This window comes from Pseudoruegeria sp. HB172150, assembly GCF_013184805.1.
Classification (GTDB): Bacteria; Pseudomonadota; Alphaproteobacteria; order Rhodobacterales; family Rhodobacteraceae; genus Psychromarinibacter.
The window spans coordinates 923,389-940,066 of record NZ_JAATNG010000001.1 but is presented as its reverse complement, the minus strand read 5'-3'; the positions used below and the strand labels follow the sequence as shown (position 1 = coordinate 940,066).

General features: G+C 63.7%; 11 protein-coding genes. 5 read left to right on the top strand and 6 right to left on the bottom strand.

The window, feature by feature from the left end; translation table 11 throughout:
* Complete coding sequence (locus tag HCO70_RS04445) at positions 1-2,871, bottom strand: monovalent cation/H+ antiporter subunit A (protein ID WP_172293464.1); 2,871 nt, start codon at positions 2,869-2,871, stop codon at positions 1-3.
* A gap of 290 nt (positions 2,872-3,161) precedes the next feature.
* On the opposite strand from HCO70_RS04445, the gene HCO70_RS04440 reads away from it, so the two are divergent.
* The 3 genes from HCO70_RS04440 to HCO70_RS04430 all read left to right on the top strand — a co-directional run bounded on the left by HCO70_RS04440 (position 3,162) and on the right by HCO70_RS04430 (position 7,059).
* Complete coding sequence (locus HCO70_RS04440; protein WP_172293462.1) at positions 3,162-4,175, top strand: NAD-dependent epimerase/dehydratase family protein; 1,014 nt, start codon at positions 3,162-3,164, stop codon at positions 4,173-4,175.
* 141 nt (positions 4,176-4,316) lie between these two features.
* Entirely contained in the window at positions 4,317-5,351 is a 1,035-nt protein-coding gene (locus HCO70_RS04435) for a Gfo/Idh/MocA family protein (RefSeq protein WP_172293460.1), read from the top strand.
* A gap of 268 nt (positions 5,352-5,619) precedes the next feature.
* The gene (locus HCO70_RS04430; protein WP_216665261.1) at positions 5,620-7,059 is read left to right on the top strand and encodes a mannitol dehydrogenase family protein; all 1,440 of its coding nucleotides are present in this window, start codon (positions 5,620-5,622) and stop codon (positions 7,057-7,059) included.
* 3 nt (positions 7,060-7,062) lie between these two features.
* Here HCO70_RS04430 and HCO70_RS04425 read toward each other — a convergent pair whose 3' ends face one another.
* The 5 genes from HCO70_RS04425 to HCO70_RS04405 form a co-directional block, all read right to left on the bottom strand.
* The gene (locus HCO70_RS04425) at positions 7,063-8,088 is read right to left on the bottom strand and encodes a GGDEF domain-containing protein (RefSeq protein WP_172293456.1); all 1,026 of its coding nucleotides are present in this window, start codon (positions 8,086-8,088) and stop codon (positions 7,063-7,065) included.
* Entirely contained in the window at positions 8,085-8,663 is a 579-nt protein-coding gene (locus HCO70_RS04420) for a heme NO-binding domain-containing protein (RefSeq protein WP_216665260.1), read from the bottom strand. Before HCO70_RS04420 ends, HCO70_RS04425 begins: the two co-directional genes overlap by 4 nt.
* Before the next feature lie 70 nt (positions 8,664-8,733).
* On the bottom strand, positions 8,734-10,491 hold the full coding sequence (locus tag HCO70_RS04415; protein ID WP_172293453.1) for a DUF4153 domain-containing protein: 1,758 nt from the start codon (positions 10,489-10,491) through the stop codon (positions 8,734-8,736).
* 95 nt (positions 10,492-10,586) lie between these two features.
* The gene (locus HCO70_RS04410; RefSeq protein WP_172293451.1) at positions 10,587-12,143 is read right to left on the bottom strand and encodes a trimethylamine methyltransferase family protein; all 1,557 of its coding nucleotides are present in this window, start codon (positions 12,141-12,143) and stop codon (positions 10,587-10,589) included.
* A 90-nt stretch (positions 12,144-12,233) separates the two neighbouring features.
* Positions 12,234-12,947 (bottom strand): HAD family hydrolase, encoded by a 714-nt coding sequence (locus HCO70_RS04405; protein WP_172293449.1) that lies wholly within the window; start codon positions 12,945-12,947, stop codon positions 12,234-12,236.
* Positions 12,948-13,028: 81 nt separating this feature from the next.
* Here HCO70_RS04405 and HCO70_RS04400 point away from each other — a divergent pair, with 81 nt between their 5' ends.
* Together HCO70_RS04400 and HCO70_RS04395 are read left to right on the top strand one after the other, a co-directional pair.
* Positions 13,029-13,478 carry a MarR family winged helix-turn-helix transcriptional regulator gene (locus HCO70_RS04400; protein ID WP_253913111.1) on the top strand — a complete coding sequence of 150 codons (450 nt, stop codon included), beginning with the start codon at positions 13,029-13,031 and terminating at the stop codon, positions 13,476-13,478.
* 7 nt (positions 13,479-13,485) lie between these two features.
* Positions 13,486-16,677 (top strand): 2Fe-2S iron-sulfur cluster-binding protein, encoded by a 3,192-nt coding sequence (locus tag HCO70_RS04395; RefSeq protein WP_172293445.1) that lies wholly within the window; start codon positions 13,486-13,488, stop codon positions 16,675-16,677.
* The last annotated feature ends 1 nt before the right edge of the window (position 16,678 follow it).

Here is a 16,678-nt window from a genome sequence, read left to right as displayed (position 1 = left end):
TCAGTGCACCTCCTCGGCGTCGGATTCGGTGTATTCGGGATGCGAGGGGTCGTAGTCCATCGCCGTTATGTTCACGGTCTCGCCGGCGTAGCGCGCGATGCGCGACAGCGAGAACAGCATCAACATGACGGCGCCCAGCACGGTCAGGAACACGCCGAGATCGAAGAGCGCGGCGGTGGCCCATTCGAATTCCTCGATGGGCGGTATGTGGATGTAGCCATAGGCGCTGGTCAGGAATGGCTTGCCGGCGAACCAGGCCCCTACCCCGGTCAGCCCCGCGACAATGACGCCCCAGCCGATCATCGAGTGATACTCGATTTTCTGCCGGCTCATCGTCCAGGCAAAACCCGACGCCATGTACTGCATAAGCAGCGCGATTGAGATCACCAGCCCCGCGACGAAGCCGCCACCGGGCATGTTATGGCCGCGCAGAAAGATGAAGATACCCACGACGCAGGCGATGGGCATCATCACCCGGGTCGCGACCACCATCATCAGCGGGTGGCGATCCCGCGACCGGTCCTGCGAGAAATCCCAATTCCGCAGCCGAGCTGCGGCGGGTCCGTTCAGCAGTGCCTCCATCAGCGCGAAGATGATGAGGCCGGCGATGCCGAGCACGATGATCTCGCCGTAAGTATCGTAACCACGGAAGTCCACGAGGATCACGTTGACGACGTTATGCCCGCCGCCGCCCTTGTAGGAATTGGCGAGGTGATATTCGGAGATCGAGCTGAAGTCGCGGGTAAGGAAGGCAAAGGACAGCGCCGCAACCCCCACGCCTGCCGCCAGCGCGATCACGGTGTGGCCGGATTTCAAGCCCCGGCTGCTTTCGTTCGGCGTGGATTTCGGAAGAAAATGCAGCGCCAGCAACAACAGCATTATGGTGACCGTTTCGACCGAGATCTGCGTGAGGGCCAGATCGGGCGCGGAGAGAAACACGAAACCCGCCGAGATCATCAGCCCGATGACCCCGATCAGGACCAGCGCCCGGAACCGGCGGCGGTGCATGGTGGCGACCGATATGGTGGCGACAAGCAGCAGCACCCAGCCGACGGCGACAATCGCGGGAATGGGCTGGATCGGGCGGGTCGCGGGCATCGTGCCGCCACCCATCCAGGCGATAACACCCATGATCACCGAAGTGACGACGAAGATCGCCAGGTACCGGCTGATCGCGCCGTTATGGGTGAAGGTGGTGATCCAGCGGCAGCCATCGGCGCAGGCGCGGATCAGCGCGTCGAAGATCGCCTTCGCCTCCGGTCGCGGCGTGCGCAGCCAGATCGCATCCAGCGGGCGGTGCAGCAGCATCAGGACGATACCGCCGAGGATGGCGATGCCGGACATGTAGAGTGCCGGCGTGATGCCGTGCCAGATCTTCAGATGCGGATGCAGGTGCGCGCCGGCGGTCGCGCTCGATGCAACCTCGACCAGCGGTTCCACAAGCCACGGCATGACCCCGATCAGGACAACCAGCACCGCCAGCAGCCCGGGTGCGGCATACATGCCGAACGGAGGATCGTGCGGCTTGTGGGGGTAGTCCTTGCGAACCGGCCCACCGAAAGTGTGGAAGATGAAACGCAGCGAATAGGCGACCGACAGCAGCGCGCCCAGCGTGGCGAGGACCGGTACGAAGTAATGGCTGTGCCACCACTCGGTGTGCGATGCTTCCTCCAGCATCATCTCCTTTGACAGGAAACCGTTGAACAGCGGGAACCCTGCCATCGAGAAACCGGCGATCGTTGCGATGGTCGCCGTGATCGGCATCAGCCGCGCCAGCCCGCCGAGCCGCTTGATATCTCGGGTATGCGCCTCGTGATCGACGATCCCGGCGCTCATGAAGAGCGCGGCCTTGAAGGTCAGGTGGTTGATGATGTGGAAAATCGCGGCGATGACGGCGGCTTCTGTCCCGAAGCCCAGCAGCATTGTCAGCAGCCCGAGGTGACTGACCGTGGAGAAGGCGAGCAGCGCCTTCAGGTCGTCCTTGAACAGCGCAATCAGCGCGCCGAGGATCATGGTGATCAGGCCGACTGTAGCGACGATGTAAAACCACTCGTTCGTTCCGGCGAGGACCGGCCACATCCGGGCCATCAGGAACACGCCGGCCTTCACCATCGTGGCGCTGTGCAGGTAGGCGGAAACGGGCGTCGGCGCGGCCATCGCGTGCGGAAGCCAGAAGTGGAACGGGAACTGTGCCGATTTGGTGAACGCGCCGGCGAGGATCAGGATCAGCGCCGGCAGGTACCATTCGGAAGCGCGGATTTCTTCGCCATGCTCGAGGATGTCGGTCAGGTGATAGCTGCCGGCGATGTTGCCTAGGATCAGCATGCCGCCGATCATCGCAAGCCCCCCGGCGCCGGTCACCGTAAGCGCCATGCGGGCGCCCTGGCGGCCCTCGGGCAGGTGCTTCCAGTAGCCGATGAGCAGGAAGGACGAGAGGCTCGTAAGCTCCCAGAAGATCAGCAAAAGCAGGATGTTATCCGAAACCACGATACCCAGCATCGCACCCTGGAACAGCAGCAGATAGGTGTAGAACTGCCCCATCGGGTCCTTGGGGCTGAGGTAGAAGCGGGCGTAGAGAATGATCAGCAGCCCGACGCCCAGGATCATCCCCGCAAAGAGCAGACCGAGCCCGTCGAGGAAAAAGCCTGCGGTCAGGCCAAGCTGCGGCAGCCAGTCGATCCGTGCCTCAAGCACCTCGCCGCGCATCACTGCGGGAGCCATGACAAGCAGCATCACGATGGCGAGGATCGTCGTGGCCATGGTGATGGTGGCACAGGCATTCCGCCCCGCGCGGATGAAAAGGCCGGGAAGAAGCGCACCCAGAAACGGCACAAGCGCCATGATCGGTAACAAGCTGCCTGCGCCTTCCATACGCACTCCCTCTTCCGCCACACACCCCGGTTTCCCCGGGGTACAAGGCGAGTGTGCCCGCGCAAGCGGTGCCGTCAACCGTTTCCGGCCGCCGGTCCGTCCCGGACCTTCGAGGATTGCGCGCGCCCCGCCTGTCGTCCCTGTCCGGGGATGACTACGCAGAGCGGCCGCGGGAGACAAGGGGCAAGCGGCCGCACCCCACACACGCAACTGATGAAAACGCTTGGGCTTTCCGGCGCGGCGCGCGCGGGCTAACAAGGCCGCGTCGCACCGAACCCGAGAGAGGCGCCGTGACCCGTGTCCTGATCACCGGAACCGCCGGATTTATCGGCTTTCACCTTGCAAAGCTGCTGCTGGACGAGGGCATGCAGGTGTACGGGTTCGACGGGATGACCGATTACTATGACGTCGCACTCAAGCGGCGGCGCCATGCGATCCTGCTGCAGAATCCCGGATTTGCCGCGACCGAGGGCATGCTGGAGGACGAGGCGCTGGTCTGGCAGGTCGCCGAAAGCTTTCAACCCGACGTGATCGTCCACCTCGCCGGGCAGGCCGGTGTACGTTATTCGCTGGAGGCGCCGCGCGCCTATCTTGACAGCAATGTGATCGGCACATTCTCGGTCATGGAGGCGGCACGGAAGCTGGAGGTACGGCATCTGCTGATGGCGTCCACCTCCTCTGTCTACGGCGCGAACGAAGACATGCCGTATCGCGAGACCGACAAGGCCGACCTGCAGATGACGATCTACGCGGCCACCAAGAAGGCGAACGAGAGCATGGCGCATGCCTATGCTCACCTTCACGGGCTGCCCACGACGATGTTCCGCTTCTTCACCGTCTACGGACCCTGGGGCCGGCCGGACATGGCGCTCTTCAAGTTCGTCGACGCGATCCTCGAAGGCCGGCCCGTCGATATCTACAACCACGGCGAGATGTACCGGGATTTCACCTATGTCGAGGACCTAGTGCGCGGCATCCGCGGGCTGATAGACGCGGTGCCGGAGCGCGTGTCGTCGCCTGATGAGATCACCGAAGGCGACAGCCTGTCCCCGGTAGCGCCCTGGCGTATCGTGAATATCGGCAATTCCGACAAGGTGCGGCTTCTGGATTTCGTCGAGGCCATCGAGGCGGAACTGGGTGTGAAGGCCGAGCGGAACTACATGGAGATGCAGCCGGGCGACGTGCCGACGACCTGGGCCGACGCCTCGCTGCTGCAGCACCTGACCGGATACCGGCCGAACACCGATGTTCGGGAGGGGATCGCCCGTTTCGTGGCCTGGTTCCGGGAGTATTACGGGAAGTAGGTGCCTTGGGCCGGTTTCGGAGGGAGCTCTGCCCCCGCGCCTCCGGCGCCCCCGGGATATTTTCGACCAGAAGAAGCGGGCGGATATTTCTGTTTCCTGCGAGCTGTGCTTAGCCTCTGCGGGTCATCGAGGGAGGAATGAATGGCAGAACTGCGGATTGCGGTGATTGGCGCCGGCATTATCGGCGGCACGCACATGGCGAGCCTGGAAAAGGTGGAAGGGATGTCGCTGTCCGCCATCGTCGATCCCACAGACGCGGCGGCCGAGGTGGCGGCGGCGCGCGGCGTGCCGCATCTGCGCGATGTGGAGGAACTGATCGCTTCAGGTCTGGCCGACGGGGCTATTGTCGCCACTCCAAACGAGACGCATGTGCCCATCGGCGAAGCGTTGCTGCGCGCGGGCATCCCGGCGCTGGTGGAAAAGCCGGTGGCGAATTCCATCGACGAGGGCGAGCGGCTGCTGAAAACGGTCGAGGAGACCGGCGTTCCGCTGCTGGTGGGACATCACCGGCGGCACAACCCGATGATCCGCGCGGTGCGCGCGGCTATCGACGACGGAAGCTTCGGCCGGCTGGTGACGGCGAACGTGATCGCGACCATGGCCAAGCCAGCCTTCTATTTCGACGTGAAATGGCGCATCGCGGAGCGCACGGGCGGGCCGCTGCTGATCAACATGATCCATGAGATCGACATGCTGCGCTTTTTCTTCGGCGAGGTGGCGCAGGTGACCGGGCGCGTTTCGAACGAGTTCCGCGGCAACCCGGTGGAAGATATCGCCGCGGCGATTCTAAATTTCCGTCAGGGCGGAATTGCGACGCTGACGGTGACCGATGCGGGTTGCGGGCCGTGGTCGTACGATCTGTCCTCCGGCGAAAGTCCGCGCCTGCCCCGGCATGACATTTCCGCCCACCTGTATGCCGGAACCAAGGCGGGGATTTCGCTGCCCGACGCGTCTTTCTGGACCTATCCGGGCACGCCGGACTGGGCGGTGGAGATGCAGCGCGGCAAGCTTGATTTCACGCCTGCCGATCCCTTCCCGCTGCAGATGGCGCATTTCGGCGCGGTGATCCGTGGCGAGGAAAAACCGCGGGTCAGTTGCGCCGACGGCGTCGCGAACATGCACGTGATCGCGGCAATAAAGCAGTCCGCAGCGGAAGGGCGACCAGTGGATCTCTAGCCCCAGATTTCGTGGCAAAGCGGCGCAAATTCGCGCGATCCGGGGCGGTTTGGCTTGACATTTCGGCAAGATCGTGCGGGCATATGCTCATTCGGTGAGTAAATGCTCACCCGGATCAGGGAGGATCCCGGAGAATGACGCGGCTTGCCCCGGCGGAAGCCATTTTGTCGGCTTGCCAGCGCCCGGCCCCTCTGTCCTGTGCCCGGATTCGTACCATTGAGGAGGCGCGTCAATGCCCCTGCAACTGAACCAAGCCAATCTTCAGAGAATGCCCGCGCCGATTGCCACCCCGTCCTATGACCGGGCGGCGGTGAGGCGCGGTATCCTGCATATCGGGCTTGGAAATTTCCACCGCGCACATCAGGCGATCTATCTCGACGACCTGCTGAACCGCGGGCTCGCGCAGGACTGGGCGCTGGTCGGCGCCGGTGTGATGTCCGGCGACGCAGCCATGCGGGAGGACCTTGCAGCGCAGGACAACCTGTTCACCGTGGTGGAACAGGATGCAGCCGGCGACAACGTGCGCATCGTAGGAGCGATGGTGGATTTCCTTGCCGTCGAGGACGGTCACGCCCCGCTTCGTGCCGCGATGGAGGATCCGGCAATCCGCATCGTCTCTCTGACCGTAACCGAAGGCGGCTACTACGTGTCGGCAGAGACCGGGACCTTCGACCCGTCGCACCCGGCGATTCAGGCGGATATCGCCAATCAGGGTGCACCGCAGACCGTGTTCGGGGTGATCGTGGCCGGGCTGCGGGCGCGGCGCGCGGCGGGCGTTGCGCCATTCACGGTCATGTCCTGCGACAACGTTCCCCATAATGGCGATGTCTGCCGGGCGGCGGTGATGGGGATCGCCGAACCGCAGGACGCGGAGCTGGCGGGATGGATCGCGGAGAATGTCGCCTTTCCGAACGGGATGGTCGACCGGATTACGCCCGCGACGACCCCGGCGCGGCAGGCCTATCTGGCGCAGGAGTTCGACCTGCAGGACGCGCGGCCTGTGTTCTGCGAACCGTTCCGGCAATGGGTGCTGGAAGACAGGTTCACGGCCGGACGACCACCTTTCGAAGAGGTCGGCGTGCAGTTCGTGCCGGATGTCACACCCTACGAGCACATGAAGATCCGCATCCTGAACGGCGGCCACGCGATAATCGCCTATTCCGGCGGGTTGATGGGGATCGAATATGCACATGAGGCGATGCAGAACGACCTCGTCTCGCGCTTTCTTGCCAAGGTGGAAACCGAAGAGATCATCCCGATCGTGCCGCCTGTGCCTGATACCTCGCTGACCGAATACTTCGAGCTGATCCGCGACCGGTTCTCGAACCCGCGGGTGGAGGACACCATCCGCCGACTCTGCCTCGACGGGTCGAACCGGCAGCCGAAATTCATCGTGCCGTCCATCGCCGACAACCTGAAGGCCGGGAAGCCGGTGCCGGGGCTCGCGCTCGAAAGTGCGCTTTGGTGCCGGTACTGCTACGGAACCGACGAGAACGGCGCCGAAATCGCGCCGAACGATCCGAGCTGGGACCGGCTTACGGCGCAGGCAAAGCGTGCCAAGGATGAACCCGACGCCTGGCTGGAGATGGGCGACATTTACGGGTCCACGGCCCGCGACCCGGCGTTCCGCGAGTCATTTACCGCAGCCCTGAAAGCCCTGTGGCGGGATGGGACCGAAACAGTGCTGCGCGCCTATCTGGACGGATAGCGCTTAGCCGGCCATCGCGCTCAGTGCCTCGCCCCCCGCGAAACAGTAGCGGGCCCGCCCGGCATTCTTGGAAACGTAGAGCGCCATGTCGGCGTCGCGCAGCATCTGTTCTGCGTCGGGACTCTCATAATCTTGGGACACCGCAATACCGATACTGCCGGAGATCCGGCATATCCGCTCGCCGAAGGCAATGGGCTGTTCCAGCCGCCTGAGCAGCCGCGTCGCGATCCGGGCAAGCCGGTCCCGGTCGGTCAGGCGATAGAAGATCAGCACAAACTCGTCGCCCCCGGCCCGGACAACCGTGTCGGACTCGCGCGTCTCCTCGACCAGAATGGCGGCAACCTCCTGCAAAACATGATCCCCCGCCGCATGGCCATGCGCGTCGTTCACCTGTTTGAAAAAGTCCAGATCCACATGCATCAGGCTAAACCTGTCCCGACTCCTGGTGTATCGCTCCAGCACCATATCCATCTCGCGCCTGTTGCGCAGGCCGGTCAGCATGTCGGTATGTGCCTGCTCCTCCGCTACGACCCTGGCGCCCTGAAGCCGCCGGTTGTGCCCCCTCAATTCACCTTGAACCGCAGCGTTCGCCTCCACCAGGTACAGCATCTCGACCGTCAGATCGGTGGGCGGGAAATCGGCGCTGGTCAGGTCATAGACACCCAGAGCCTCCACCGCGCCAATGCCGAAGGACAGGTTGATCAGCAGACCGGCGCCGTCGCGCAACGGCACGGCAAGGCCTTTGAACGCGGTCGCCGGCGGGTCAAGGAACTGAAGTTGCAGAGCGCCTCCGCCCCGCGTGGCGAGATCGGTGAAATCTGTGATGCTGCGCGGCCGGCGAAGTGCGAACAGATGGAAGAAGCCGCAGCCGCGGAGGTCCACCCCTTCGCGGAGCTTCCGAAGCGTCGGTCCGGCATGAATGATATGGCCTGCCGCATCGATGATCACCGCAAGCGGCATCACGGCGTCCAGCGCCTCCACATCCAGCTCTGCCGCCGGTGCGTCGTCCAGCTTTGGGAAAGCCGTCATCCCGTGCGCCGGCGCAGGTCGAACCGGCGGCCTTCGGAAAACGCGGTTTCAGCAAGCTGGATCGATATCGTCTCCGTATCCCCGCGCCGCTCGTCGAACTCCAGCAACACCAGCGCCCCGTAATCGTCCGCGAGTGCCCGCAGGACACCCATCAGGACATAGGCAAAGCCGTCCGGACCATTCCGCACCCGCAACGTGAAACTGGCTGTGTCTGTTTCCTCCAGTTCCAGTGCGGGCAGATCGAGGTCGGGCAATGCAAGGCGGGCCCGGTCCGGCAGTTCGTCAAGCGAGTAAAGAAATGCAACAAAGTTCGCGCCGCCGAAACGCAGGAGACGTCGGATCATCTGCATGTTTTCATGGCTGACGAGGTAAGTACCGATGTCCTCCAGTATCATCTGGCGCGGCTTGCCGAGGACCTGTGCCGCCGCCTGCAGAACCGCCTCCGTCAAAATGGGATCGTATTCCAGCATCGGCTCGAACCCGGCAAAGTCGAGCCCGGCGGAGGCTGCAATCGCATCCCATTTCTCTCGCCCGTAGGTGTCCGTCAAAAAGCACTGAACGGATCGATTGATCATCCCGTGCACGATTCGCGCCTCGTCTGTTTGCGGCAGCCTAGGCGCGGCTCGTTAACAAAGCCCCAATTCGTCAGGGTATGATGAAAATTTCCACCTTTCCAAGATCGAGCGAGCGGACGCTCGGCACACCGACGCTGTAGTTTCCGGCGAGGATGTCGTCGATCACCTGCGGCTGCAGGCTTACCGCGCCACCACGCAGGAAGGCCGGTGACTGGCGTGTCCCGTCCTTCAGCGCCGTGACGTAGACATAAGGGCCATTTTTCCAGACCAACAGCGTCTCATCGCCCGGGCTCTCGAGGTCCAGATCGGCGGCGAGGAACAGGCAGGCGGGATTTCCGGCAGGCGTTTTCTCGCGGCAGGCTTCGGCCCATTGCTGCAGGTCGTAGGGCGCTGCCCTGTCCAGCAGGCCGTCGGGCAGCCTACCCCCTTCGGGCACGACCGGCGCAGTCACGAGTATTTCCTCGCGCAAGCTGTCCTGTGTGGGGCCGGTATCTGTGCGCTCGAAGGCATAGCGGCTGTCGGCTGCCTCCAGCAGCGCCAGCCGTTCCGCGATCACATCGGCCTCCGGGTGCTCTATCGCGGCAAGCTCCGCAATGGCCGCCTCGCCCGCGACACCGATTTCGCGGCCTAGGAACCACAGGTCGAGATCCTCTGCCGCGACCTTACCCGCATCGAACCGCGCCATCTGGTTGCGGGCCGAAATGCGTTCAGCGTTCAGGATGGGCGTCAGCCACAAGGCCGCCAGCGCGATGGTTATCAGTGCCATGACGATGTTCGCCTGCCGGATCCGTTCCATCCAGTCGCGGCGGCGTATCACGGAGACCGCGTAAAGCAGGCCATAACCGAGCCCGACGATGCCGGCGCATGTGGCGGCGATTCGGTCCGGGCTCCAGCCGTAGTCGGCGACACGGATCCAGACCGCGTAGAGAGCAAGGGCGGACAGGATCGGGATGACCACGGCGAGCAGCTGTGCAGATACCAGGAGGATGCGGGAATCGGCAGCTTCCTCGTCATTGCGCTCGATGGCCGAGGTGATCAGCGTCGCGATGCCCACGGCCATCGACAACAGGACGGCCGCCGCGGACAGGCCACCGAACACATCGGAAAGCCCCCGGAACGGGATCGCGATCAGGAAGACGCCGGCAACGACGACGACCACCGGAAGGAGCAGGCGCAGCAGGCGCAGGATCAGGAAGGGCGAGATGTAATCGGCAAGCTCCGCCACCACGGCAAGCGCAAGGCCGATTATCGCGCCGGTCAGGACAGCCGGCACGGCGTCGATTTCGAGCAGGTCCTCGATGATCTCCAGCCCGACCAGTTTGAACAGCGCGTCGGAGAGAAAGATCACACCCCAGAAGATGCCGACAAAGACCAACGCGGCGGCGTAGCGCACGGCAATGTCCCAGGACTGCCGGAACAGCGCCGGATAGCTGCGCCAGCCCTCGCCCGAACGCAGCGCGACGATCAGAAATGGCAGCGACAGGAACACGATCAGACCGTAGGCGAAGACCGCGTGCCCGGTCTCCAGGAAGTCGTCGACGTCGGCGTATCTTAAGCTGGCCCAGGTCAGCAGGCAGGCGGCCGGAAGAGAGGCGCCCGCTGCTGCAAGGACAGCGCGCGGAAGAGCCAGTGCGCCGGCTGCGGCAAGAAGGGCTGCAAAGAACCCGCTCGCTCCGGCAGAGAGGAACAGCAAAAGCCGTTCATTTTCAACATGGTCCGGCAGAACGTCCCACAGCAGCCAGGCAGCAAGCCCGGCCAGCGCGCCGATCGCTGTCATCCAGACACGTCGGTTGACGGTGTATTCCCCGGGCTCGGTCATAGCGGTCATCGCGGCTCCTCCGCTGAAAGTCGCAGGCAGCCTAGGCGCGGCGGCGCCGGCGCAAAAGCCAGCAATTCCCTACCGCGCCGATATGTCCGAGTAGCTCAGAAGTCGGTCGGGGCGCCGCCCTCGGCCTTGCGGCGCTCGACAAAGGCGGAAAGTTCGTCGCGGATCGCGACATCCATCGGCGGCTCCTCGAAGCTTTCGATGATGCGCTTGAACATCACGTGCGCACGCTCGGTGGTCCAGACAGCTCCATCGAGATTCCACGCCTCGTAGTTGCGCCAGTCGGCGAGGAAAGGCTGGTAGAAAGCAGTCTCGTAACGCTCCTGCGTATGGTCTATCCCGAAGAAATGGCCGGATGATCCGACCTCGCGGATCGCGTCCAACGCGATATCGTCAGGGCCGGTGGCCGTGATCTCAGGCTCGAAATAGCGCTGGATCATCTGCAGGATCTCGCAATCCATGATGAACTTCTCGGGGCTTGCGATCAGTCCGCCCTCCAGCCAACCGGCGGCATGGTAAACCATGTTGGTGCCAGACTGGACTGCGGCCCACAGGCTGTTCGAAGTCTCCCACATCGCCTGCCCGTCGGGGATGTTCGCGGCGCAGACGCCGCTCGACCGCAGTGGCAACCCGTAGAAGCGGGCAAGTTGCCCGGTCATCTGGGTGGCTCGCATGTATTCCGGCGTGCCAAACGCAGGCGCGCCCGATTTCATGTCGACGTTGGAGGTGAAAGTGCCGATGGCACTCGCGCATCCGGGGGCGACATACTGGAACAGCGCCAACGCAGACAACGCCTCGGCGATCGACTGCGCCACGGCGCCGGCCATGGTGACCGGGGCCATCGCGCCCGCCAGCGTGAAGGGCGACACCACCACCGCCTGCCCCTTGCGGATACAGCGTAGGCAGCCGTCGATCATCGGCATGTCGTGCTTCAACGGCGAGGTGGAGTTGATATTGGTGTACATACGCGGCTTGGCCACGAACTCCTGGTGTGTGACGCCGCAGGCGATGCGGATCATCTCCATCACGTCCTCGACCCGCTCGGCGCCAAGGCTGTAGGCATGTGCCACCTTGTCGGTCAGCGTCAGCTTGTCGAACAGCACGTCGAGGTGCCGGACGGATGGGTGAATGTCGATCGGCTCCACCGGGTAGCCGCCGGCGAAATGGATGCAGTTGAAATACTGGGTCAGTTTCAAAAGGTTCCGGCACTGTTCGCTCGTACCGGGCAGCTTGCCGGTCTCGAGCGACCAGTAGTTCGGCGGCGAAGAGACATTGCCGAACAGCATGTACTTGCCGCCCATGACCAGCTCACGGTCGGGGTTGCGCGGGGTCAGGGTAAAAGTCGAAGGCGCCTTGCCCAGCATCTCCATCACGAAATCGCGGCCCATGCGGACATTAGTACCGTCCACGGTCATGCCCGCCTCGCGGAAGATCGCCAGCGCCTCGTCGTTCAGGAACTCGATGCCGATTTCCTCGAGAATGCGCATCGCCCCATCATGGATCGCGGCGATGCCTTCCTCGGTCAGCGGTTCAGTGGGCCGATCGGTGTTGACCGGCAGCCGCCAGGGCATCTGGCGGATCACCGCGGGATTGTTGAGCCGCCGGTTCCCTGAATGCCCGCCGGAGCGTTTGCGGCGCTTGACCACTGTATCCATGTCGCGACTCCTGTTTGGCCTAGCAAACAGGAGCGGCCGCGAGCAAGGTCGAGGGAATGCGACCAGTCAGGTCGTTTTTCTACAATTCCGTCATGTCCGAATTGGCCGGTTCTGTGCGGCGATCCAGTCGCTCAGATATCCGATGCTCGGCAATACGGCATCGGCCAACGGCGCCAAGTCTTCCTCCTCCGCCATCCCGGTCAGCACCGCGATACAGCGCATGCCCGCCGCGCGTCCCGCAACCAGATCATGCGTGCTGTCCCCCACCATGGCAATGGACGAAGGCGACAGGTCCACGGCGCGCGCGAACGCCAGGCACATACCGGGTTCGGGCTTGCCGCCGAAGCCGGAATCATAACCGGCGATGAAGTCGAAGGCATCTTCCTGTCCCACGGCAGCAAGATGCGCCCGGGCCGGTACTTCGGCATCGTTGGTCGCGACACCGAGTTTCAGACCTACAGACCGAAGCTCCGCGATCAACTGCTTCAGCGGCACGGCTTCGACCAGCGGAGCCGCTGCGGCCGTGGCGTTCAGCCGGGCGACCAACTCGTCTGGCGAGAATTCCGGAACGCCTGGCCCGAGCAAAGCCACGAGTTCATCCGGGGTTCCGGCGATAACCGGGCTGAGCGGATCGAACCTGCGCGCCGCGTAATCGAAACCGATGCGGTCCCCAAGGGACGTCGCCCTCTCAGCATCGCCCCCGGCGAAATCCAGCAGCATCGTCGCCGCCCAGGCGCTCCACGTTGCCTCGAAATCGAATAACGTGCCGTCCTTGTCGAAAAGCACCCCACGGATTGCCGTCATCCCTGTCCCCTTCTGCTGCCAGTCTTGCCACAGGTCGCAGGGCGTTGACATGGCACATCGATTTGATTGACAATGACAACTATGTCGTCACCATACCGTCTTCACGATTCCCTCGGTTATCAGTTGTCACTTGCCGCGCGCATACAGCAGCGACGGCTGGAGGACGGTCTGCGCAAGCTGGGTCTGCCAAGGACATTCTGGGCGATCCTGCTCGCGGTCGGCAATGAGGAATTGCGACAACCGTCTGAAATCGCGAATTATGTCGGTATCGACCGCACAGCAGTCAGCCGCGCGCTGCGCAATATGGAGGTCGCTGGGCTGATCGCCCGACAGGACGGAAACGGAGATGGCAGAACCCGTACGGTCGCCGTTACCGAAACGGGCTACGAACTGCTGGCGCAGGCGACGCCTATTGCCCGCAGCAATGCGGCGGTCATGGCCGAACGGCTCAGCCCGGAAGAGCGGCAGGACCTAAAGGACCTGCTAAAGAAACTGATGACGGGAGAGGACCTGCCGCCAACGCATCTTTGAGGAGGAGATGGGTAAGCTATTTTCATACCGGAACCGTCCGGTGCATCTGGGCCCGTACCCGCTGGAAAAGCTGGCGCGGACGGGGGTGACCGTCGATCTCGACAGGCTGGGGCCGATGCAGGGGCTGAGCTTTCGCCGCCCCGAGGACCCGCTGTCGATCGTTAACGCGATGCAGGAATATCAGGCGATGCTCGACGCCACCCGCGACGGGGTGACGAAGGCACGCGCGACAATCCCCGAAGACCCGGAGGAACGGGCGCGGCACCTGAAGGCATTCGGCTATTACCTCGACAGTGCGATGGTCGGCGTCTGCGAGATTCCGGCATCCGCATGGCTGGATGAGCCGCTGGCGAACCCGGATGTGGACCGGCTGGCCGAGAAGATCCGCACCATGCAGCCGAAGACACTGGCAGCCGGGATCGACGTGATCATGGCCGGCCTGCGCGAAGCCCTCGCCGCCCCGCCGAAAGAGTGCCGGCATCACACGCATGCCCTCGTGCTGCTTTGCGATTATCCGCGCGATCCGCGCGCGGACGAGCCCGGAACCGACTGGATCCTCGACGCGCAGTCGCACCGCGCCTGCCTGCGGACCATGGAAACGGCGGTGACGCTGTCGAACTACATCCGGCTTCTGGGCTACGAGGCGCGCGCCCATTCCGGTGCCGCGTCGGAGGTGCATCTGGAAAAGCTCGCGGTCGCGTCCGGGCTTGCGGCTGTGGAGAATGGCGAGGCGATGAACCCATTCCTGGGTACGCGGTTCGGGCTTGCGGTGATTACGACGACGCTGGAAATGGAGCCGGACAAGCCGATTCTTCCGGGCCAGAAGCCGGGGCTCGGCTGGCAGGCAGGGCTCGGCCATCAGGCAAAGAACGCCCGGAACGCGGACCCATTCAAGTCGCGCGAGTTCAAGGATGGTCCGCATCCGTTCGAACGCCTGAAACGGGTGGACGAACCCACTACGTATATCGACCGCGCGAATGTCCCTCGAGTCCCGAAACGGGCGAACATGTTTGCGCGCTCGCTCTTCGGCGATCTTGGCCGTGCGGCGCAGGAGGGGGCGAAGAACGGCAACTATGTGCGCAAATCCGCCTCTGCCTTTGCGTTCCGCCCGTCTCTGGGTGCATTCATATTGCTTCAGGACGGCGAGACGCGAGAGATTCACCCCTCCACCTCGGACCCACAGCGCAATGCCGACAACATCAAGGCCGCGCTCTATTTCATCGGGCAGGACGCAGTTGGCCTCAGCGACTGCCCGGACTGGGCATGGTATTCGCATGACGCCGCCGGCAAGCCGATCACGCCCTACCACGACCAGGCGATTTCTATGATCGTCGATCAGGGGCACGAGACGATGGAGGGCGCCTCCGGCGACGACTGGATCAGCTGTGCCCAGTCGATGCGCGCATACCTGCGTTTTTCGCTGGTCGGCGGCGTGCTTGCGCAGCACCTTCGCAACCTCGGGTTCTCGGCCCGGACGCACACGGTTATGGACGACGAAGTTCTACACCCGCCGCTGCTGCTGCTGTCGGGTCTGGGCGAGGTCAGCCGTATCGGCGAGGTGATCCTGAATCCGTTTCTCGGCCCCCGGCTGAAATCCGGTGTCGTGACCACGACGATGCCGATCACCCACGACAAGCCGATCGACTTTGGCCTGCAGCGGTTCTGTAACTCCTGCAACAAATGCGCCCGCGAATGTCCTTCCGGCGCCATCACGGCTGGTCCAAAACTGATGTTCAACGGTTACGAGATCTGGAAATCGGACAGCCAGAAGTGCACCACCTACCGTGTCAGCCAGAAGAACGGCGCCATGTGCGGGCGGTGCATGAAAACCTGCCCGTGGAACCTCGAAGGGCTCTTCGCCGAAAGCCCGTTCCGCTGGGCTGCGATGACGGTGCCCAAGGCCGCGCCGGTGCTGGCGAAGCTCGACGATATGGTCGGGAAGGGTGATATCAACCCGGTCAAGAAATGGTGGTGGGACCTCGAGATGACCGACGAAGGGCCCTACGGCCCGCCCGCCGAACCGCCCAACACGCGCGGTCTGCAGCGGGATCTCGACCTGCGCTACGAGGACCAGACGCTGGCCGTGTACCCGGCTCCGCTGGCGCCGCCGCCCTATCCCTGGCCTTTCCCGATGGACCGCGAAGCAGGGATCGAGGCGTACCAGGCGATGATCCCGGCCGAGGAGCACAAGACCCGGCGGGCAAATGGCGTGCCGCCCGAGCATGTCTACACCGCCGATCAGGGCGAGAGCCCGGTGCTGCAGGTTGTGGTTTCGCGAGCCGAGCAGATGACCGGCGGCGTCAGCAAATATGAGTTCTCGCTACCTGACGGCGCGGATCTGCCGCCCTTCACCGCGGGCGCTCATATCGACGTCGTCGTCGCACCCGAGTTCTTCCGGCAGTACTCGCTGTCCGGCGACCCGGCGGACCGGTCGAAATACCAGATCGCCGTCTTGCGCGAGGATGCAGGACGCGGCGGCTCGAAGCTGATGCACCGAATCTTCCATGAAGGCCGCCGGGTATTCATCTCCCATCCGATCAACCACTTCCCGCTCGATGAGACTGCCAGCTTCACCTACCTGATGGGCGGCGGCATCGGTGTGACGCCGATGATCGCCATGGCCCACCACCTGCATGCCATCGGTGCGGAATTCGCGCTGCACTATTCCTGCTCGCGGCGAGAGGATGCAGGTTTTCTCGAGGACCTTCGCCACGTGCCCTGGGGCAACCGCCTGCACCTGCATTTCAGCGACGAGGGCAGCCGGGCGGATCTGTCCCGGGTGCTGAGGTATCGGGCCGGCGCGCATGTCTATACCTGCGGCGGCGATGCCTACATGGCGGCAGTGATGGTCGCAGCCGAAGCCAACGGCTTCCCGGAAGAGGCACGGCATCTGGAATACTTCTCTGTCCCCGAACTGCCGGAATACGAGAACCACCCATTCACTCTGAGACTCACCAGATCCGGGCGGGAGATCGAAGTTACCGAAGACATCTCCGCCTCCGACGCGCTGCTCGCGGCGGGCGTGCATGTTGATGTCAAATGCTCGGACGGGCTGTGTGGCGTCTGCAAATGCGGTGTCATCTCGGGCGAGGTGGAACACCGCGACTTCGTGCTGTCGAAGAAGGATCGCGAGAGCCAGATAATCCTGTGCCAGAGCCGCGCGGCGGAACCGGACGGCGTGCTGGAGATCAACCTCTAGG

What these genes read in the sequence shown, in the direction of transcription:
- HCO70_RS04445 (WP_172293464.1), bottom strand. Translation starts at nt 2,871, where the DNA reads ATGGAAGGCGCAGGCAGCTTGTTACCGATCATGGCGCTTGTGCCGTTT.
- HCO70_RS04435 (WP_172293460.1), top strand. Translation starts at nt 4,317, where the DNA reads ATGGCAGAACTGCGGATTGCGGTGATTGGCGCCGGCATTATCGGCGGC.
- HCO70_RS04430 (WP_216665261.1), top strand. Translation starts at nt 5,620, where the DNA reads ATGCCCGCGCCGATTGCCACCCCGTCCTATGACCGGGCGGCGGTGAGG.
- HCO70_RS04425 (WP_172293456.1), bottom strand. Translation starts at nt 8,088, where the DNA reads ATGACGGCTTTCCCAAAGCTGGACGACGCACCGGCGGCAGAGCTGGAT.
- HCO70_RS04420 (WP_216665260.1), bottom strand. Translation starts at nt 8,663, where the DNA reads ATGATCAATCGATCCGTTCAGTGCTTTTTGACGGACACCTACGGGCGA.
- HCO70_RS04415 (WP_172293453.1), bottom strand. Translation starts at nt 10,491, where the DNA reads ATGACCGCTATGACCGAGCCCGGGGAATACACCGTCAACCGACGTGTC.
- HCO70_RS04410 (WP_172293451.1), bottom strand. Translation starts at nt 12,143, where the DNA reads ATGGATACAGTGGTCAAGCGCCGCAAACGCTCCGGCGGGCATTCAGGG.
- HCO70_RS04405 (WP_172293449.1), bottom strand. Translation starts at nt 12,947, where the DNA reads ATGACGGCAATCCGTGGGGTGCTTTTCGACAAGGACGGCACGTTATTC.
- HCO70_RS04400 (WP_253913111.1), top strand. Translation starts at nt 13,029, where the DNA reads ATGTCGTCACCATACCGTCTTCACGATTCCCTCGGTTATCAGTTGTCA.
- HCO70_RS04395 (WP_172293445.1), top strand. Translation starts at nt 13,486, where the DNA reads ATGGGTAAGCTATTTTCATACCGGAACCGTCCGGTGCATCTGGGCCCG.